The 17,678-nt window shown below is 45.3% G+C and carries 16 protein-coding genes; 2 read left to right on the top strand and 14 right to left on the bottom strand.

Annotated elements, in window-relative coordinates; all coding sequences use genetic code 11:
* Positions 1 to 2: 2 nt before the first annotated feature.
* The 12 genes from mutY to H6570_20420 form a co-directional block, all read right to left on the bottom strand.
* On the bottom strand, positions 3 to 1,088 hold the full coding sequence (gene mutY / locus H6570_20365) for an A/G-specific adenine glycosylase (GenBank protein ID MCB9321645.1): 1,086 nt from the start codon (positions 1,086 to 1,088) through the stop codon (positions 3 to 5).
* Positions 1,089 to 1,115: 27 nt separating this feature from the next.
* On the bottom strand, positions 1,116 to 1,649 hold the full coding sequence (locus H6570_20370) for an RNA polymerase sigma factor (GenBank protein ID MCB9321646.1): 534 nt from the start codon (positions 1,647 to 1,649) through the stop codon (positions 1,116 to 1,118).
* 260 nt (positions 1,650 to 1,909) lie between these two features.
* Positions 1,910 to 2,995 carry an LptF/LptG family permease gene (locus H6570_20375; GenBank protein ID MCB9321647.1) on the bottom strand — a complete coding sequence of 362 codons (1,086 nt, stop codon included), beginning with the start codon at positions 2,993 to 2,995 and terminating at the stop codon, positions 1,910 to 1,912.
* Positions 2,995 to 4,128: a tRNA guanosine(34) transglycosylase Tgt gene (gene tgt / locus H6570_20380; protein ID MCB9321648.1), complete on the bottom strand. Its 1,134-nt coding sequence runs from the start codon at positions 4,126 to 4,128 to the stop codon at positions 2,995 to 2,997. The genes H6570_20375 and tgt overlap by 1 nt, the downstream gene beginning before the upstream one ends.
* Positions 4,129 to 4,130: 2 nt before the next feature.
* Positions 4,131 to 5,537, bottom strand: coding sequence for a rod shape-determining protein RodA (locus tag H6570_20385; protein MCB9321649.1), 1,407 nt, complete (start codon positions 5,535 to 5,537; stop codon positions 4,131 to 4,133).
* Entirely contained in the window at positions 5,537 to 5,956 is a 420-nt protein-coding gene (locus H6570_20390; GenBank protein MCB9321650.1) for an SPOR domain-containing protein, read from the bottom strand. Before H6570_20390 ends, H6570_20385 begins: the two co-directional genes overlap by 1 nt.
* Positions 5,946 to 9,254, bottom strand: coding sequence for a preprotein translocase subunit SecA (secA, locus tag H6570_20395; protein MCB9321651.1), 3,309 nt, complete (start codon positions 9,252 to 9,254; stop codon positions 5,946 to 5,948). Before secA ends, H6570_20390 begins: the two co-directional genes overlap by 11 nt.
* A 284-nt stretch (positions 9,255 to 9,538) precedes the next feature.
* Positions 9,539 to 10,420 carry an NAD kinase gene (locus tag H6570_20400; GenBank protein ID MCB9321652.1) on the bottom strand — a complete coding sequence of 294 codons (882 nt, stop codon included), beginning with the start codon at positions 10,418 to 10,420 and terminating at the stop codon, positions 9,539 to 9,541.
* Positions 10,421 to 11,824 carry a BamA/TamA family outer membrane protein gene (locus H6570_20405; GenBank protein ID MCB9321653.1) on the bottom strand — a complete coding sequence of 468 codons (1,404 nt, stop codon included), beginning with the start codon at positions 11,822 to 11,824 and terminating at the stop codon, positions 10,421 to 10,423. It abuts the gene before it with no gap.
* Positions 11,817 to 12,476 (bottom strand): CBS domain-containing protein, encoded by a 660-nt coding sequence (locus H6570_20410; protein ID MCB9321654.1) that lies wholly within the window; start codon positions 12,474 to 12,476, stop codon positions 11,817 to 11,819. The genes H6570_20405 and H6570_20410 overlap by 8 nt, the downstream gene beginning before the upstream one ends.
* Positions 12,473 to 13,312 (bottom strand): SHOCT domain-containing protein, encoded by an 840-nt coding sequence (locus H6570_20415; protein ID MCB9321655.1) that lies wholly within the window; start codon positions 13,310 to 13,312, stop codon positions 12,473 to 12,475. The genes H6570_20410 and H6570_20415 overlap by 4 nt, the downstream gene beginning before the upstream one ends.
* Before the next feature lie 18 nt (positions 13,313 to 13,330).
* Positions 13,331 to 14,572: a PP2C family protein-serine/threonine phosphatase gene (locus H6570_20420; protein ID MCB9321656.1), complete on the bottom strand. Its 1,242-nt coding sequence runs from the start codon at positions 14,570 to 14,572 to the stop codon at positions 13,331 to 13,333.
* Between the two features lie 106 nt (positions 14,573 to 14,678).
* On the opposite strand from H6570_20420, the gene H6570_20425 reads away from it, so the two are divergent.
* Positions 14,679 to 15,365: a PrsW family intramembrane metalloprotease gene (locus H6570_20425; protein MCB9321657.1), complete on the top strand. Its 687-nt coding sequence runs from the start codon at positions 14,679 to 14,681 to the stop codon at positions 15,363 to 15,365.
* Here the strand turns inward: H6570_20425 and H6570_20430 are convergent.
* Both H6570_20430 and H6570_20435 read right to left on the bottom strand, forming a co-directional pair.
* On the bottom strand, positions 15,346 to 15,690 hold the full coding sequence (locus H6570_20430; protein MCB9321658.1) for a nucleotide pyrophosphohydrolase: 345 nt from the start codon (positions 15,688 to 15,690) through the stop codon (positions 15,346 to 15,348). The two genes, H6570_20425 and H6570_20430, sit on opposite strands and share 20 nt — an antisense overlap.
* Positions 15,690 to 16,142 carry a D-tyrosyl-tRNA(Tyr) deacylase gene (locus H6570_20435; protein MCB9321659.1) on the bottom strand — a complete coding sequence of 151 codons (453 nt, stop codon included), beginning with the start codon at positions 16,140 to 16,142 and terminating at the stop codon, positions 15,690 to 15,692. The genes H6570_20430 and H6570_20435 overlap by 1 nt, the downstream gene beginning before the upstream one ends.
* Positions 16,143 to 16,609: 467 nt before the next feature.
* On the opposite strand from H6570_20435, the gene H6570_20440 reads away from it, so the two are divergent.
* Complete coding sequence (locus H6570_20440; GenBank protein ID MCB9321660.1) at positions 16,610 to 17,659, top strand: COX15/CtaA family protein; 1,050 nt, start codon at positions 16,610 to 16,612, stop codon at positions 17,657 to 17,659.
* Positions 17,660 to 17,678: the final 19 nt, after the last annotated feature.

The raw sequence follows: 17,678 nt of genomic DNA on the forward strand, positions 1-17,678 counted from the left end.
TCTTATTGATGTATAGCATTTAAATATATCGAATAATCCATTAAATAACAATGGACTACCTTAGGGAAGGCAAAGTTAGGTAAGTTTTTGACTTTAACACATTCAAATGCCGGATGTTGGGGCAGTTCCCGGACCTCCAGTATGTGAAAACAGGCATGAATGACCTGATGGGACAGAACATGTTTATAAACTTTAGATGTAATTCCAGTATTCCAATCTTTCAATTGATAGTTTTTTAGAAATAATTTCTGGATATCCCGGCTATCCACAGAAGATTCCGTTTCCAGGAGCGGAAACTGATACAGGTGTTGCCAGATGTCCTTCTCCTTCCGCTGATCGATCCAGGTCATCCCGGACTGGTCTATCGCCACCAGATAATGAAAAAAACGGTGTCTTTTACTCAAAAGCGGCTTGGTTGGAGGATAGGCATTCACCTTTCCGTTCTTAAACGCTTTGCAGTGCGTGTTTAAAGGACATATTGTACAATCCGGTTGCCGGGGTACACACTGCAGGGCCCCAAAATTCATGATGCCCTGGTTAAAGATTGCAGCTTGTCCAGGGGGAAGCAGACGCTGAGCGAGATCCTGGTATGTTTTTTTACCGCTGCTGGTGTAGAAGTCAGCCGCGGGGGTATACAACCTTGACAAAACCCGGTAGACATTGCCATCCACGACAGCATAGGGCTGGTCATAGGCAAAAGAAGAGATTGCCGCAGCCGTATAGGGTCCAATTCCTTTCAGTGCCAACCAGCCCTCATACGTCTCCGGAAATTGACCTTGAAGCTCATCAACGATGGTCTTCGCGATCCGGTGCAGATTGCGCGCCCTGGTGTAATAACCTAATCCTTGCCACGCATGCAATACTTCATCTTCTGAAGCTTGAGCCAGGGCAAATACAGTCGGAAACAGGGTTACAAACCGGAGGTAATAAGGTAGTCCCTGCTCCACCCGGGTTTGCTGAAGAATGATCTCTGAAAGCAAGGTTTCGTAGGGCCCCTTGCCTTTCCATGGCAATGGTCTGGGATGATCTTGATGCCAGTCCAGCAGCGACTGAGCAATGTGTTGTTCCCGTGAAGGGGATGACTTCATCCCGTAAGATCCGTCTTATGAGGTGAATTAATCTTTGCTACGGGTATCGTAAATGGAAGGATACCTTCTTTGAATCTGATTTTTAAGCGCCTTTCTGGCGAAGAAAATACGGCTTTTGACCGTACCCAGCGGTAAACCTAGTTTGTCCGCAATTTCCTGGTACTTGTAACCGACATAGTGCATTTCGAAGGGAATACGAATGCTGTCATCCAAGTCAACGATCATGCTGTTCAACTCATCCATCATGATCTTGGTATCCGCACTATTAAAAATAATGGTGGTACCTGAATTCAGATAATAGAGATTATCTGTCGTGTCAATGATGGTGTTTGCTTTTACTTTCTTCCGGTAATTGTTGATGAAGATATTCTTCATGATGGTCATGATCCAGGCTTTGAAATTGGTGCCTGGAACAAATTTATCCTTGTTACTTAATGCCCGGAAAGCCGTTTCTTGGTACAGGTCTTGAGATTCTTCAACATCCTTGGTCAAATTATACGCAAAGGCATGAAGCACATTGGTTAATTTCAGCAATTGATGGTTGAATTCAATGGTGGACATATAGTTTAGTTTTGTCTAACAAATTTACGATATACTTAAACAAAAGACAACTGAAGGTTAATCAAGTCATGGGTTGAAGTTAAACAAGATTTTACTTGCATGCTTGTCTTTTTTAAGACAAATTCTAAATAAGCTTATTAACATCCTGTTAATCAGGAGTTTGAAGATGTATTTTTCTATCTGTGCTTCTTTGCCCTTTCAAAAATTTTTGAAATTTCTTAACAGTATTTGCCATTTATTTAACCTTTCCATAACAAAGGCTACTCCTGTGCCCGACGGACCATGAACCACGCCACCACTGCAAACACCAGATTGGGAGCCCACACACCAAGCCAGGGAGTAACTTTGGGGTCCATGGCAAATGTGGTTGAGAAGCGGGATAAAAAGATATATAGTGAGCCGATCATGACACCTTGAGCCAAATGGAGACCGGTGCCTCCCCTTACCTTGCGTGAAGCCACTGCAACGCCAATAATGGTCAGAATGAAGATGGAAACCGGATCCGCCGTCCTTTTGTAGTATTCGATCTCAAATGGCCGGGTATTCCCGGATCCCCTGAACTTAGCCCTTTCCAGATAGTCTTCAATTTGTGGGGAAGTAAGCCGTTTCTGGTCATTCTGCCATGACACAAAGTCTTCAGGATAAATATTCAGTGTAGTATCAATGCGCGCATTACGTTGTATTTCAAAGGTTTCTTTCGTGCCATTAAACACCCTGGTCTCCAGGTCCGTAAGCAGCCAATGATTGGGAGGCCCCTGGTATTGCATCCGCTTAGCCATGACAATTCTGACCAGATTATTGTCCTTATACGTTTCAAACCGCAAATCGTTGGCCGTTGTGTCCAGGGTATTATAGCTGTTAATGTAGACTTTCGTGTCTGGAGAAATAAACATGTGTGTAGCCCGCACCCGGGTACTGGCCTGTTGGCGCTCGATGTATTTGTTCATAAAGTCCAGCTTGATCCGGTTCGTCTTTGGTAAAAAATAATGGTTCCCCAGATAGAGTAACATGGCGATCACCGCTGCTCCCATCAGGAAGGGACGGCTGATACGCATAAAGCTGAATCCACTGGAAAACATAGCTACGAACTCGGAGTTCTTGGCCATCCGGGAACAGAAGAACACAACCGATATCAGGGCGAACAGTGGCCACAGGATGCTGTTGATGTCCGGCAGATACGTTGGATAATATTGAAGCAGGATCTCATGTGTGGTAACCGGGGATTCAACGAAACGCTCCACCTTTTCACTAAAATCTATCACTACCGCAATGATGGAAAAGAGGAAAGCCGTGAAGAAAAAGGTCTTCAGGTATTTTTTCATCAGATATGCATCCAATATGCCCATTACAACCGCTTTACCACTTTTTGCAACATCGATCGCTGCCAATCAGAAAAGGTGCCCTCCAAGATATGGTTACGAGCCGTCTTGACCAACCAAAGGAAAAATCCCAGGTTTTGCATGGAAGCCAATCGTGCACCTAACATTTCACCGGTCCGGATCAGATGGTGCAAATATGCTTTCGAATAACGAGCGGAGGTAGTCACACCGCTGTCTGTGTCGATGGGTTCGAAAGCATTTTTCCATTTTGCATTCTTGATATTGATCACGCCTTCGGAAGTATATAGCAAGCCGTGCCGGGCATTACGCGTAGGCAGGACACAATCAAACAGATCTATACCCAGGCCTATGCTGACCAGCAGGTTTTCCGGTGTCCCGACACCCATCAGGTATCTGCCGCGATCCACGGGAATCCGGCTGCATACTTCCCTGGTCATGGCATACATATCTTCATGGGGTTCTCCTACCGATAGTCCACCGATCGCATACACCGGATTATCATACCGCAATACCTCTTCCGTACTTTCCAGGCGCAGGTCAGGATAGACCGAGCCCTGAATGATCGGGATAAAAAGTTGGTCGTAATCGTATGTAGCCGGTGTCCGCAAGTGGTGGTTCCATCCCCGCTCCAACCAGGCATGCGTGATCTGCAAAGACTTACGGGCATATTTTTTATCACACGGGTAGGGCGTACATTCGTCAAATGCCATGATCAGGTCTGCACCAATAGCGCGTTGGATTTCAACATTATTCTCAGGTGTAAAGAGGTGTTTGCTGCCATCAATGTGCGATCGGAAAACCACACCTTCCGGTTTGATCTTACGCATATCCGCCAGCGAAAAGATCTGGTATCCGCCACTATCCGTCAGGATGGGCTTATCCCATCCAATAAACCGGTGTAATCCTCCCGACTCCTGCAATACTTCCGTACCCGGACGCAAATACAAATGATAGGTATTACCCAAAATAATCGAAGCCTGGATATCCTGCATCAATTCTTCCTGGCTGAGTCCTTTGACCGACCCCAGGGTGCCCACCGGCATAAATATGGGTGTGGGGATCTCACCATGTGCAGTTGCCAGTATTCCTGCTCTCGCCTGAGAATGCGGATCTTCTTTGTTGACCTTGAATGAAATCATAATCAGTAGGCGTACCTTGCCATATCCAGCTTAAGTAATATTGCCATCATCATACTGAATGCCAGCAAGGAGGATCCTCCTTTACTGATGAAAGGCAACGGAATGCCAATAACCGGTACAAGTCCCATGGTCATGCCGATATTGATGAAAAAATGGATGAACAGGATGCCTGCCAGGCCATAAGCATATGTTCGCGTAAACGAAGATTTGGCCCGCTCACCGATCATGGTAATCCGAACGAGAAGGATAAGGAACATGGCGATGATACCAAAACTTCCCAGGAAGCCCTGTTCTTCACCGATCGTGCTGAATATGAAATCGGTGGATTGTTCCGGCACGTAATTCAATTTGGTCAATGTCCCCTTTAAATAACCTTTACCCTGAAATCCACCCGAAGAAATGGCAAGTTTTGACTGAGACAGATTGTACATAGATCCTCGCGGGTCACTTAGTTCAGGCCTAAGCCACACATTGATACGATCCTGCTGATGTGGCTCCAGTACCCGGTCAAACATGAACCGGGACATATAACTGAATCCCAGACAAATCAGGATAGACGGAATCCCCAAAATCAGGATGCGAAAGCGGGCTTTCCGAAATGCCAGGATCAGCAAGGTCATTAAAAAGATGGTATGTGCCCCGATGAGTTCCTGTTGCCAGCCCAGCCCCAGGCCGACCACACTTGCAACAGCAAGTGCAGCATAGGTAAGCCACCAGGCCCAGTGTCTTTTTTCCTGCAATAAATATATCGCAGATGATATCGCCAGAATAAGGACAAAGACGGTGCTAACCGTATAGATGAGTGATAGGATAAACAGGGTGACAAATATACCTGCAATAACATAGATCCAATGTGTCAGGCCTTCACGGTATAATACCAGAAAAAAGGATAAATATACCAGCGCCGATCCGGGATCCGGCTGCAGAATGATCAATGCTGCCGGCAGAAGGATGATACCAATGCTGACAAAAATGTGTTTGCGATTGCGCAATTTGGTTTTATGGTAGCTTAAATAACTGGCCAGCGCCAGACAGGTACCCAGTTTAGCGAATTCGGAAGGTTGTAATGAAAAACCAAACAGATTGAACCAGGAAGTGGCACCCTTGATCTTGTCCCCAAAGGGTAATACCAGCACCAGCAAGGCCAGGGTTATTGCATAAATTACATAGGCAAAGGTGTTCCAGAATTTGAAATCCACGAAGAAGAAGATCCAGAAGACAACAAGAGATACAAATAACAACAACAGTTGTTTACCGGCACCATCATTAAAACTGAATCCGGTCGAGTTCGGATCCGATGAAGATTCGGCTGCATTGATCATCAGCCAGCCGATAACACTTAAACTCAGGAAAAGGAAAAAAGTAAGCCAGTCAATGTGTTTGACCGGCGCCGTTCCTCGTGTAGTCATTAGAAATAGTCTTCCTTATTAATCTCTTCTTTAACCAGAACAGCACTGCGGTATTGCTTTTGCAATTCTTGCCGTAAAGCCAGCGCTTCCAGTTTCGAAGTAAAAGATCCGACTTTTAATCGATAAAAAGGTTCATCAAAACTTTGCCTGACCCGGTATTCCGGATAACGGTAAATAAACCGGTCTCTTTCCTGTTCCATTTCCCGGCGATCACGGGTAGACAAGATCTGGATGGTCCACCCTTCCAGGATCTTATTCTCCCGGTTCACATCCCGGTACCAATCGACAACCTTTTGGACGCCGGGATCGATTTCAGTTGTGGAATGGGGCGTAGTCTGGGAATACATGGGCAAAAAACCAACTAACCCCGGAAGAAAAACCAACATCCTACGAATCCATGACTCGTGTTTATTTACCATGACAATGCTTGTATTTTTTACCACTGCCGCAGGGACAGGGGTCGTTACGACCAACTTTCTTTTCAGTTCTTCTTATGGTTTCCACTTTTTGATTTTCCCGTCCGGCACTTATCGCAGCACGATGCCGGGCTTCTTCTTCACTACGGTTGGTCTGGACTTTGCTTAGATCCGTTTTTTGCTGGCGGGCCTCCTGAATAGGCTGCCCATCGATCATCAGCCTGCCCTTCATCAGGTAGGAGACTACTTCTTCATTAACTTTGAAGATGAACTGTTCAAAAAGTTCATACGCTTCCATTTTATAGACCACGAGCGGATCTTTCTGTTCAAACGATGCAGCCTGAACCGAGTCTTTCAGTTCGTCCATGCTGCGCAAATGTTCTTTCCAGTTTTCATCGATGAGCGCCAGGGTAATTGCTTTCTCGATGTCCAGTGTGATCGATTTACCCTGTGATTTGATCGATTGGTCGATATCCGCCGAGATCGGCAACATCCGCACCCCGTCGGTAAATGGAATGGAAATACGCTTGTAGCGCTGTCCTTCATTTTCTTTTACATTCCGGATGACCGGAACCAGCAGATCACGGACATATTGCTGTTTATGGCGATAATCGTCGGTGACATATTCCTTGAAGTCCTCTATCGAGTCCTGCAGCGACTGTTCCTTGAAAGCAATGGGGTCCATTTTCGGATCCAGCCCAAGCGTATATAAACTGGCGCGGCGGAATGTCTCAAAATCACCTTCATTGCGATGGTTGACCACCAGGGATTCGGAGATCGAATTGAACATGTTGCTCAGGTCAACCGAAAGTCGCTCACCTTGCAGGGCATGGTTACGTTTCTTATAGATGGCTTCCCGCTGAATGTTCATGACATCGTCGTACTCGAGAAGGCGCTTCCGTATTCCAAAGTTGTTTTCTTCAACCTTCTTCTGCGCACGTTCGATGGATTTGGTTACCATAGAATGCTGGATCACCTCACCATCCTTGTGGCCCATGCGGTCCATGACCTTGGCGATCCGTTCAGAGTGGAAAAGCCGCATCAGATTATCCTCCAGAGAGACATAAAACTGAGTGGACCCGGGATCTCCCTGGCGTCCGGAACGACCACGCAACTGACGGTCCACTCTCCGGGAATCGTGCCGCTCGGTACCGATAATGGCCAGACCACCGGCCTCTTTCACACCAGGACCTAACTTGATGTCAGTACCACGGCCTGCCATGTTGGTAGCAATGGTGACGCGTCCTGATTTACCTGCTTCAGCCACAATTTCTGCCTCGCGCTGGTGTTGCTTAGCGTTAAGCACATTGTGTGAAATGCCGCGCAACTGAAGCATGCGGCTCAATTTTTCCGAAATATCCACGGACGTGGTACCTACCAATACCGGTCGCCCGGCATTGCTTAAGTTCACGATTTCGTCAATGACCGCATTGTATTTTTCACGGGCCGTCTTGAAGACGAGGTCCTCACGATCATCCCGGATGATTGGCTTGTTGGTTGGAATGACTACAACATCCAGCTTGTAAATCTCCCAGAATTCGCTGGCTTCGGTCTCCGCCGTACCGGTCATACCGGCCAGTTTGTGGTACATGCGGAAGTAATTCTGCAGGGTAATCGTAGCATAGGTCTGGGTGATGTCACCCACTTTGACATTCTCCTTAGCTTCCAGCGCCTGGTGAAGACCATCTGAATATCGGCGACCTTCCATCATCCGGCCGGTCTGCTCATCCACAATTTTTACCTGTCCTTCTATGACGACATATTCTTCGTCGCGTTCAAACAAGGTATAAGCTTTCAGCAATTGATTGACGGCATGCAGACGTCTGGATTTCAGCGAAAAATCCTGCATGACTTCCTGCCGGCGCTTGGTCAATTCATCCGGGGGTAATCCGGAATCATTATCCAGCTTCATCATTTCCGTTGCAATGTCCGGCAATACAAAAAAGTGGATATCGTTCTCGCCGCGGGCCAGGTATTCAGAACCTTTCTCGGTTAATTCAACACTACGGTTTTTTTCATCAATGGTGAAAAACAGGGGTTCATCCACCAGGTGCATGTGTTTCTCCTGCTCCTGCATGTAGAAGTTTTCTGCTTTCTGCATGCTGACCTTCACCCCATCCTCACTCAGGAATTTGATCAATGGCCGGTTTTTGGGTAATGAACGATGAGCCCGTAAAAGCGACATTCCGGCCTGACCTTCTTCATAACCCGTCTGATTCTCCTTGAAAAGCCGCTTTGCTTCAGCTAAATATTCGGTGGCTAACCGGCGCTGTGCTTCTATGAGCCTTTCAACTTTAGGCTTCAGTTCATTGTATTCCTGCTCTTCTGTCCCTTCCGGTACCGGTCCGGAAATTATCAATGGCGTTCTTGCGTCATCGACTAATACCGAGTCCACCTCGTCGACCATGGCATAATGATGCTTGCGCTGGACCAACTCTTCCTGGGACCGCACCATATTGTCCCGCAGGTAGTCGAAACCAAATTCGTTATTGGTGCCATATGTAATATCACAGCGGTAGGCCTTGATCCTTTGTTGTGAGTGCGGTTGGTATTTATCAATGCAATCAACCGTCAGAAAAAGGAATTCAAAGATCGGTCCTACCCATTCGCTGTCCCTTCTGGCCAGGTAATCGTTTACGGTAACGATATGAACCCCCTGACCGGACAGACCATTCAGATAGGCCGGCAATGTGGCCACCAGGGTTTTACCCTCACCGGTCGCCATCTCTGCGATCTTGCCATCATGGAGTACCATCCCACCAATAAGCTGTACATCGTAGTGCACCATATTCCAGGTTACATCTCCGCCGGCTGCCTGCCAGGAATTTTTCCAGCGGGCTTTGTCACCGTCGATCAGTATGTAGGATTTGGTAGCAGCAAGATTCCGGTCGTGGTCGGTAGACGTAACTTCCAGGAATTCATTGTTCGTGAAGCGGCGGGCTGTCTCTTTCACCACTGCAAAAGCTTCGGGCAATAATTCCTGCAGGATGGCTTCCAGATGTTTGTTTTTCTCCAGCTGCATTTGATCCAGCTGGTTGTAAAGGTCTTCCTTGACAAGCTGATCTTCCTCTTCTTCGGCCTGATTGTGCAGTACTTCGATGTCATGCTGGATACCTTCCAGGTGCGCATCGATCCGGGTTTTGAACTCGAGCGTTTTATTTCTTAATGCATCATTGGACAGCGACTGCATTTCATCTTCCAGTGCATTGATTTCTTCTACGATGGGCAGGTATTTGTTTACATCACGCTCATACTTGGTACCGAAAACTTTCTTTAGGGCATTGGTGAGAAAATTACTCATGTGTTAGGATCTAATGATTTGATTGATTGTAATCTCTGCCTCACAGATTGTTCCAACCGCTACACTTCCGGCTTTTTTATGCCATAATGACAATCCTTGCAGAAACGAATACACAAACTGTCATATTGCCAGTTTTTCCGTGCGAAGATACATCTTTTGCGCCCATCCTAATCCAAATATGGGTCCACTATCCGATTGATTTGGATTGTCCGGGACAGGCAATTTGCAAAGGTGGTATTCTTTATTACGAAACGGGATAGAGAACGTTCTGGTTTCTGCGGATCCTAGTTTCTCAGATCTTTCCCCCAATTCAATTTTTCACGGATGGTATCCAGGATACTGTCCTGAGCCAGCTTTATGAGATGCATTTCAAAAGGTGCTTTCCTTATTGATATATGATGATCGGCAGTGATGGGCTCGAAGCGGGAATCCAGCGTACAGAGGAAATTTTCAGTGCGGCCCTCGACTTCGAAGGTAATGGTTACATTATCCGGTACCACAATTGGCCGGGCTGTAAGGTTGTGTGGTGCCACCGGAGTGATCACAAACGAATTCGAATCAGGAAGGATGATCGGTCCGCCGCAACTCAGGGAGTATCCGGTAGAACCGGTAGGAGTTGCCACAATCAGACCATCGGCCCAGTAGGTATTCAGGTATTCACCATCCAGGAAGGTACGGATCATGATCATACTGGAATTATCCCGCTTGGTGATGGTGAAATCATTAAGTGCAAACTGGGTATCACCGAATAAGGGTTTATTGCATTCCAAGCCCAGTAATGTCCTGGATTCTACGGTATAGTTGTTCGCATTTAATAGCGGGATGATTTTGGAAACATCATGTTTATCCATGGTCGCAAGAAACCCCAGGCGTCCCAGGTTGATACCCAGGATGGGGACCCCGGCGTCCCGGATAAATGTAGCTGCTTTCAGAATCGTCCCGTCGCCTCCCAACGAGAACAGCATGTCCAGCTCGTGTTTTTTTAGTTCACGGTGACTCCGGATGACCTTGAGTGATGCCGCTTCAGGTAAAACAGCATCAATTTTTTTCATTAGATCACCATACACGTAAATGGATCCATTTACTGCCTGTATGGTTTGGATAATCTGTCGTATGACCGGAATATCTTCCGGATGCAGGGTTTGACCAAAAAGAATGACTTTCATTTACAGTCGCACATTAAAATGTAAATATACCCCATACTCATCTAAATGATTCCGGCTGAGTTCTACCGTGTAGACAAAGTTATTATAGACCAGCATATCCAGTCCCAGGGTTTGTCCGCAGAGCCAATGATTGGTGAGGGGGTTATCCGCTGAAAACAGGGGATCCAGCACATACCCGGTATCAAACCCTCCGGTAAGATATAGACGGACCGGCATTTCCTTCATGGATTTGAGCGGAACCCACCGGGCGATGTCCAAATCCTGGTTGAAGATCATCCACTTGAGCTTATTTTTCCACAACAGAAAAGCTTTGCCATCAATGACATAATACTCATACCCACGGACAAAATCATTGTCGTAACCCAGAGCACGGTACTGATAATAGTTCAGTTGTGATTTATTGGTGGTCAATTGTCCGACCGAATAGGTCCCCAGACTGAAGTAGGGCGAAAACCGGAAAAAGTTATCGCCTTCTACACGAAATATCCAGTTGTGGACATCATCCGCCGGTAACAGACCCTGCCGACGCACTTTCGTTTTCAGGGCAAAACCGTCCTGTGGATAAATTTTTAAATCGTGTTCATCGTATTCAAATTCATATTCCAGCACGTGAAACTGGAGGTTGGTCCTGCCGCCGCCAAAATATTCGGGGTTCAATTCCCTGGGTACCGACGCAGCTACACTGTTGCGGTGGTGTTCGAGCCGAAATACATGGGTGGCGAAGATATTTGGCCGGTATTTCAATCCAATTTTAGCCCTGAATCGCTGGAACAATATTTCATCATCATTGCGGTGAAATACCAATTTATTGTCAACGGATTGAAAGGCTAGTTCCCGGTTTTGAGCATACAGAATATTACCTTCCAGTCCCAGCGTAAGGCCGTGGTTGATGTAAGGGTACAGATAATTGATCTCGTATTTTTGAGTATAGCCGAATTGAACGGTGGTCTTCAGTTCATCGGCATTGCCGCTAAAGTTTCGGTACTTCAGCCGAACACCCAAATTGATCCGGTTGAGTGCTCGGTTTTGTTCGACCCACCAGACGTTGAAGTTTCGATCGGCCAATTCAAAGATGGGAGCGGGAAAGATATACCATGCTTCACGAACCTCAATTTCAATGACAACCTTATTCTCCAGGGTATTCCAGTCGATGATGTTGATCGATACATAATTAAAGAGCTGGGTATTGAGGAGGTTTCGCTCACTTTGAGGGATCGCTTCCGCCAGATCAACAACGGGCAGGGTATCCTTTTCGGAAAATGTCAACTCGCGATTGATGATGTAATTATTCGTCTTTTTATTACCGATGATCAGGATATCATCGATGACGACATAGGTGCTTTGCCCGATTAAACACCCAACATAAAGGAAAGCGATGGAGAAAAAAAGAAGTCGGTTAGACATTGAGATAATGCATTAACGCATCATACCGTTCCTGCAGGATGTCCGAATAGGCGGTTTCTTCGTACACCGCCCGGATGTTGTATCCCATGCGGTCCAGCGTATCATTGATTTCTTTGATTTGCATTTTGTCGATCTTGATGGTCAAGATCATTTCTTCGGGGATGGTGCTTCGGGAAACAAAAGCGCATAAGATCTTGCCCCCTTCGGATTCGATGATGCGGGCTATGGTAGCCAGTTCATAATCCCGGCGGTTCATCTCCAACACAAGGATACTCCCGGGATCGGCGTATGCGAAGCTTTTGGTATAATAGTCGACGATTTCTTCCTGGAGGAGACTTCCGATGTACTGGTCTTTCTCATCCAATACCGGAAGCACGGTCACCTGTTTTTCTGCAAACAAGCCCATGATCTTAAACAGGTGATCGGTTTGATGCAACAGGGGCCGGTTTTCGACATTTACCAGGGTTTTGACTTCCACCTCCAGTGAATTGTTAAGCAAGTCTTCTTCAGAAATCAAGCCCAGGTAGATATCGTCCTGCAATACCGGCAAATGCTTGACATACTGATCATTCATGGATAACAGAGCAGTCCTGGCTGTCTCCAGGGATTGGACACCGATAAAACTTTTCGCAAGTAATTCTCCAGCGATCATTGCCTCAATTTACGTGTTTCCAACGCAAACTCCTCTTCAGTTATCAATCCTTTTTCTCTTAGCTCTTTCAATTTATTAAGCTGACTCAAGAGAAGATCATCATCCAACAGATTTTCTGTCTGTTCCGTTTGTTTCGTTTGTTCAGCCTGTGCTGATTCCTTTTCCTGCTTTTGCTCTGTAAATGGATTTACGGTAAATCCGCTCTCTTCGAATGCATCGAATTCCGGCTGGATCCGCACAAATGCCAGATCATCGTGCGTCTTAATTTTCTGCAAGTCCTTAAAACCCAGTTGTACCGCTTTGGACAAATGGTAATAGGCTTTTTCTTTCTCTTCATTCAGTGAATAGGCACAAGCAATATTAAAATGGGTGGCTATATCATTCGGGTCTATCTCCAGTGCCTGCTTGAAATCCTCGATGGCTCCGTCAACATCAAAATCCTTATATTTTTTCACGCCGGTTGTCTTAAATGGATTTGATTTGCGCTGCATAACCGGATCTGGCTGCGAAAAATTTCTCCGGTAGGGCCCATCCGCACGCCGGTAATCACCGTTGCGTTGTGTCCGCCTCTGATAATCACGGCGCCGGTCCCAGGTAGGTCCTTGTTGCGCAGTTTCATTATTGTTGTAACGCCGATCGAATTCTTCATCCGACATCATCAATAATAAGACGGCATTAATAAAACCAAAGACCACCGCCACCGGCAATTTGAAAAACACCAATAGTCCAATGAACAGAAATGCCATAGCTGGCTTACGCAGGTAAAGCTGATGTAATCCGATCCAGCCCAATACCAGAGAGATAAATGCTGCAGTATTTTTGTCACGCCTGGCCATACTATATCAATCGTATCTTTAAATAAAAAGTTTACAAGTTAAAACGGCAATGTCGTCCGGAAAACTCTGCTCATGATTAAACGATTCCATCTCAGCCATCAGGGATCGGTTCAAATCGCTGGCATGCATGTTCTGATGCTTTTTCAGAAAGGACTTGATCTGAAGTTCGTCAAAATACTGGCCATTTTCATTTTTCAAATCCGTCAAGCCATCCGTAAACAAAACCAGGGTGGTTTCATCCGTAAGGTTAACCGTGCCCTCATCGATCTGGTTCAACTGATCAAAAGCTCCTATGATGGTACAACCTTCTTTAAGCAGGGTGATCTTATCTCCCATGGCACACAATGGCGGTGTATGACCGGCATTGATGTAGCGCAGGATCTTTTGCTCCAGATCAATATGAGCAATGAAAAAAGTTAGGAACTTATCACTGCGGGTAATTAAATAGACATTTTCATTTAATTTCCTGACCAATTCAGTCAAATTTCCTGCTGTTGATGTCAGATTCCGCAAATTTGCCTGAAAATTAGCCATCAATAAGGCAGCCGCTACTCCTTTCCCGGATATGTCCGCGATGCAGATCACGAAGCGGTTCGGACTGACCGGGATGTAGTCAAAGTAATCTCCTCCCACATTGTAGTGCGGCTTATAAATGCTGGCCAGTTCATAGAGGGAAGATTTTGGAAAGGAACTCGGGATCAGCATGTTTTGCACTTCACTTGCCAGTTCAATTTCACGTTTCAGACGCTCCTGTTCCAGTTGTTGTTTAAACAACCGTTTGTTTTCGATGGCAACCGCTACCACATTGGTGATGGTTGTGATGAACTGGATCTTTGAGTAGATGTCTTCGTTATCGCCACATTCGCCGATCAGGGCATAGGCGATCGGCAGGCTTTTATGGAAAACGGGAATGACTACATCAAATTCTCGCAGATAGTTTTCGTCCGCATCGGTGACCTTGTGAAGCCGCTGGAAAACCAGCAATTCAGGACCGATATTTTTCTCGTAAATGTCAGCCGAAGCATTGATGCTGCTAACACATTCCCACTCCTCTTCATTTTTAACGATCAGGGCCATTTTTTTCACACCCATTTCCCAATTGAGAAATGACTTATACATGTTGTATAAACCGGCAGCACTGACATTATCATTGATGGCCTGGGTGATGGTCAACAGACTTTTGATCTGCAGCTGCTTCAGATGAAGTTCTTTTTCCAGTCGTTGTTTCTCCAGTAGCTGACTTTTCATTACGTAGGTCATGTGCAATACTAAAATAGGCTTAATTCCAGGAAAACATGTTTACAACTTAGGTCTTTTGTCAGAGTGGACAAGGTGACCTGCCATTTTTTGACTATACTTACTACTAATGTCTGATTGGTATATCATATTGTCTCTTTTTCCCGGTCTGTTCATTGCGTTTCTATTTTACTTGTATGTAGATCGCTATGAAAAAGAACCTACAGGTCCCGTTATCCTTAGTTTTATGCTGGGCATGGTAGCCTCAGCGATTACTTATCTTCTGGAAGAATACCTTTCCAACACGTTTCCTCAGGTTCAGACAAAACTCTGGTCCGCCTTTGTCTTTGCGTTGTTGGGGGTGAGTTTTGTGGAAGAAGTAACAAAGATCATGGTTTTTTGGGCGTATCCGAAACGAATTGAAGCTTTTAATGAGCCACTGGATGGAATAATTTATTTCGTGATCATTGCCATGGGTTTTGCCACGGTGGAAAACATCTTGTATGGTGCAATTTATGGGCTGGAAACCATATTAATCCGCAGTATAACCGCCGTACCTGCACACGGTATATTTGGGGTTATGATCGGCTATGCCTTTGGGATGCAGAAATTCAATCACCTGGACTGGAAACATGCTCTGTATGTAATCGGCTATGCCATCCTGCTGCATGGCGTTTACGACTTTTTCATCATTCAGAATACCTCGGATTACCTGTTAATAGGTGCATTGTTTACGCTGGGATTTGGCATCTGGATATCGTTGCGCTACATCCGCAGGGCCCAGGACCTGTCTCCTTTTAAGAACCCTTCAACTTAGGATTGTTGCGGTGGCGGGAAGCATCCCGGTTTGTTTTCTTTGCCAGGCTCCTCTCGAGTGCGCTGGTCAAATCCACATGACATTGGTTGGCCAAACACATTAAAACGAAAAGTATATCGGCCATTTCTTCGGCAATCATTTCAGGAGCATGTGCCGCATCCTGCGGATCTTTAAAGGACTGTTCTCCATAATGCCTGGCCATCACCCGCGCCAGTTCACCAATTTCTTCAGTCAGTAACACCATATTGGTCAACGGTGGAAAATATGCGATGCCTACCGTGCGTATCCAGGCATCAATCCGGCTTTGAGCTTCCTCGATAGTCATTATTCTCGGCTTTTACTGTCAATGATCAGGGTTACAGGTCCATCATTAATAAGTGCTACCTGCATGTCAGCTGCAAATGTGCCTGTCTCCACTTTCAACGATGACAATGCTCTGATCTGGTCGATGAAATACTCATACAGCGGTACGGTATGTTCGTGTTTGGCGGCACGGATGTAGGATGGACGATTCCCCTTTCGCGTGCTGCCATGCAGGGTAAATTGAGATACCACCAGCAGGTCTCCTCCGGTATCCATGACCGACCTGTTCATGATTCCATCGGCGTCATTAAATATGCGTAACTGAGTGATTTTTCGCACCAGCCAATCTGCATCCGATTTGTCATCTTCATGTTCTATTCCGACCAAAAGGAGGATTCCATTGCTTATTTTAGCCGTAACCTGACCGGCTATGGATACAGAAGCCTGACTGACCCTTTGGGCAACTATGCGCATATTGAAGTTATTAACATTACATGTATATATTATTTGTAAATATATAGCTCTTAGTGTGTAAAAAATTAACGAATTATTGCATTAATGTGAATAAGAAATCAAATGATCAACAGCTTGTAACAAATGTTTCTTCATAATATATTTTAATGTAATATATGAATGAGTTATTGGCTGTTTGCCGGGATAAAATTCAGAGTTTTTTGAATGAAATAGACGTTCACCTGATCTTTAATTTTCAACAATCTAATTATTAACAACAGGATACAATTATGTTAATATTCTCATTATCAAAAGTTTATAAACTGATAAATTGTTAATAAATTTAAGTTATTGTAATAAAGAGAAATACAATTAAAAGATATCCACAAATTCACAGCAGTAATAATAATAGGGAATCCCCTATTTTTTAAAATGTATGTTTATTATCACTAGTTATTGTGTATAACTTTGCCTGCAAATAACAATACATGCGGTATCCAAAATCCGTGCAATATTGGTTACTGGCAGGTCTGGTGATGATCTTCTTTCAGGTTGTACTGGGTGGGATCACCCGTCTGACAGGTTCCGGTTTATCCATTACCAAATGGGATATCGTTACCGGTACATTGCCGCCGGTGGGTAATCAGCAATGGCAGGAAGCTTTTGAGCTGTACAAAGCAACCCCGCAATACCAAAAGATTAATCAGGGCATGGAGCTTTCTCAGTTCAAGTTTATTTTTTTCTGGGAATACTTTCATCGCTTGTGGGCTCGCCTGATGGGATTTGTTTTTCTGTTTCCGCTTATTTATTTCCTGATACGACGGTACATAGACCGTGCTTTAATGGTTCGTCTGGTTGTTGTTTTTTTATTGGCTGCACTGGTAGCAAGTGTTGGCTGGATTATGGTTGCCAGCGGGTTGATCGACCGACCATGGGTAAATGCGTATAATCTTACCATACACCTGAGTTTTGCCTTGATTTTGTTTTCTTATCTGGCATGGACGTATTGGTGGACAGTGCATCGTGGAGACCGGAATTATATGGTCTCTTCCACTTCAGCGAAATGGTTGACATTTATTCTGGTTATACTGGGAACACAGCTGATACTGGGAGGCATGATGTCGGGAATGAAAGCCGGATTACTGTATCCTACCTGGCCGGATATGCGCGGAACTTTTATTCCTGATGTTTTGAAGCTGGGTGCTAATTGGCAATGGAGCCACTTTACACAATACGATGATCATGAATTTATGGGTAGTCTGGTGCAATGGTTGCACCGTGGGGTAGCTTATTTATTAGCTCTTTCCCTGGTATTCTTCTGGTTCAAATCGGGGCTTAAGGCTTCTTCTGTAAAAATGGATTTGATAAGGAGTGGGTTTTTGGTATTGCTTCAGATTACATTAGGCATTTTTACAGTAATTCATTGTGTAGGCTACATTCCATTATGGCTGGGGGTTGCACACCAGTCTGTTGCTTTATTGCTTCTGCTTTCACTTCTTCATAATCGCTTTCGGATCCGGACGTATAATGCTGTTTAATCGGTATATTTGGACCGCA

This window comes from Lewinellaceae bacterium (assembly GCA_020636135.1).
Classification (GTDB): Bacteria; Bacteroidota; Bacteroidia; order Chitinophagales; family Saprospiraceae; genus JAGQXC01.

Bases quoted from the DNA above. Each gene is read 5' to 3' on its own strand.
- mutY (MCB9321645.1), bottom strand. From the start codon at position 1,088: ATGAAGTCATCCCCTTCACGGGAACAACACATTGCTCAGTCGCTGCTG.
- H6570_20370 (MCB9321646.1), bottom strand. From the start codon at position 1,649: ATGTCCACCATTGAATTCAACCATCAATTGCTGAAATTAACCAATGTG.
- H6570_20375 (MCB9321647.1), bottom strand. From the start codon at position 2,995: ATGGGCATATTGGATGCATATCTGATGAAAAAATACCTGAAGACCTTT.
- tgt (MCB9321648.1), bottom strand. From the start codon at position 4,128: ATGATTTCATTCAAGGTCAACAAAGAAGATCCGCATTCTCAGGCGAGA.
- H6570_20385 (MCB9321649.1), bottom strand. From the start codon at position 5,537: ATGACTACACGAGGAACGGCGCCGGTCAAACACATTGACTGGCTTACT.
- H6570_20390 (MCB9321650.1), bottom strand. From the start codon at position 5,956: ATGGTAAATAAACACGAGTCATGGATTCGTAGGATGTTGGTTTTTCTT.
- secA (MCB9321651.1), bottom strand. From the start codon at position 9,254: ATGAGTAATTTTCTCACCAATGCCCTAAAGAAAGTTTTCGGTACCAAG.
- H6570_20400 (MCB9321652.1), bottom strand. From the start codon at position 10,420: ATGAAAGTCATTCTTTTTGGTCAAACCCTGCATCCGGAAGATATTCCG.
- H6570_20405 (MCB9321653.1), bottom strand. From the start codon at position 11,824: ATGTCTAACCGACTTCTTTTTTTCTCCATCGCTTTCCTTTATGTTGGG.
- H6570_20410 (MCB9321654.1), bottom strand. From the start codon at position 12,476: ATGATCGCTGGAGAATTACTTGCGAAAAGTTTTATCGGTGTCCAATCC.
- H6570_20415 (MCB9321655.1), bottom strand. From the start codon at position 13,312: ATGGCCAGGCGTGACAAAAATACTGCAGCATTTATCTCTCTGGTATTG.
- H6570_20420 (MCB9321656.1), bottom strand. From the start codon at position 14,572: ATGACCTACGTAATGAAAAGTCAGCTACTGGAGAAACAACGACTGGAA.
- H6570_20425 (MCB9321657.1), top strand. From the start codon at position 14,679: ATGTCTGATTGGTATATCATATTGTCTCTTTTTCCCGGTCTGTTCATT.
- H6570_20430 (MCB9321658.1), bottom strand. From the start codon at position 15,690: ATGACTATCGAGGAAGCTCAAAGCCGGATTGATGCCTGGATACGCACG.
- H6570_20435 (MCB9321659.1), bottom strand. From the start codon at position 16,142: ATGCGCATAGTTGCCCAAAGGGTCAGTCAGGCTTCTGTATCCATAGCC.
- H6570_20440 (MCB9321660.1), top strand. From the start codon at position 16,610: ATGCGGTATCCAAAATCCGTGCAATATTGGTTACTGGCAGGTCTGGTG.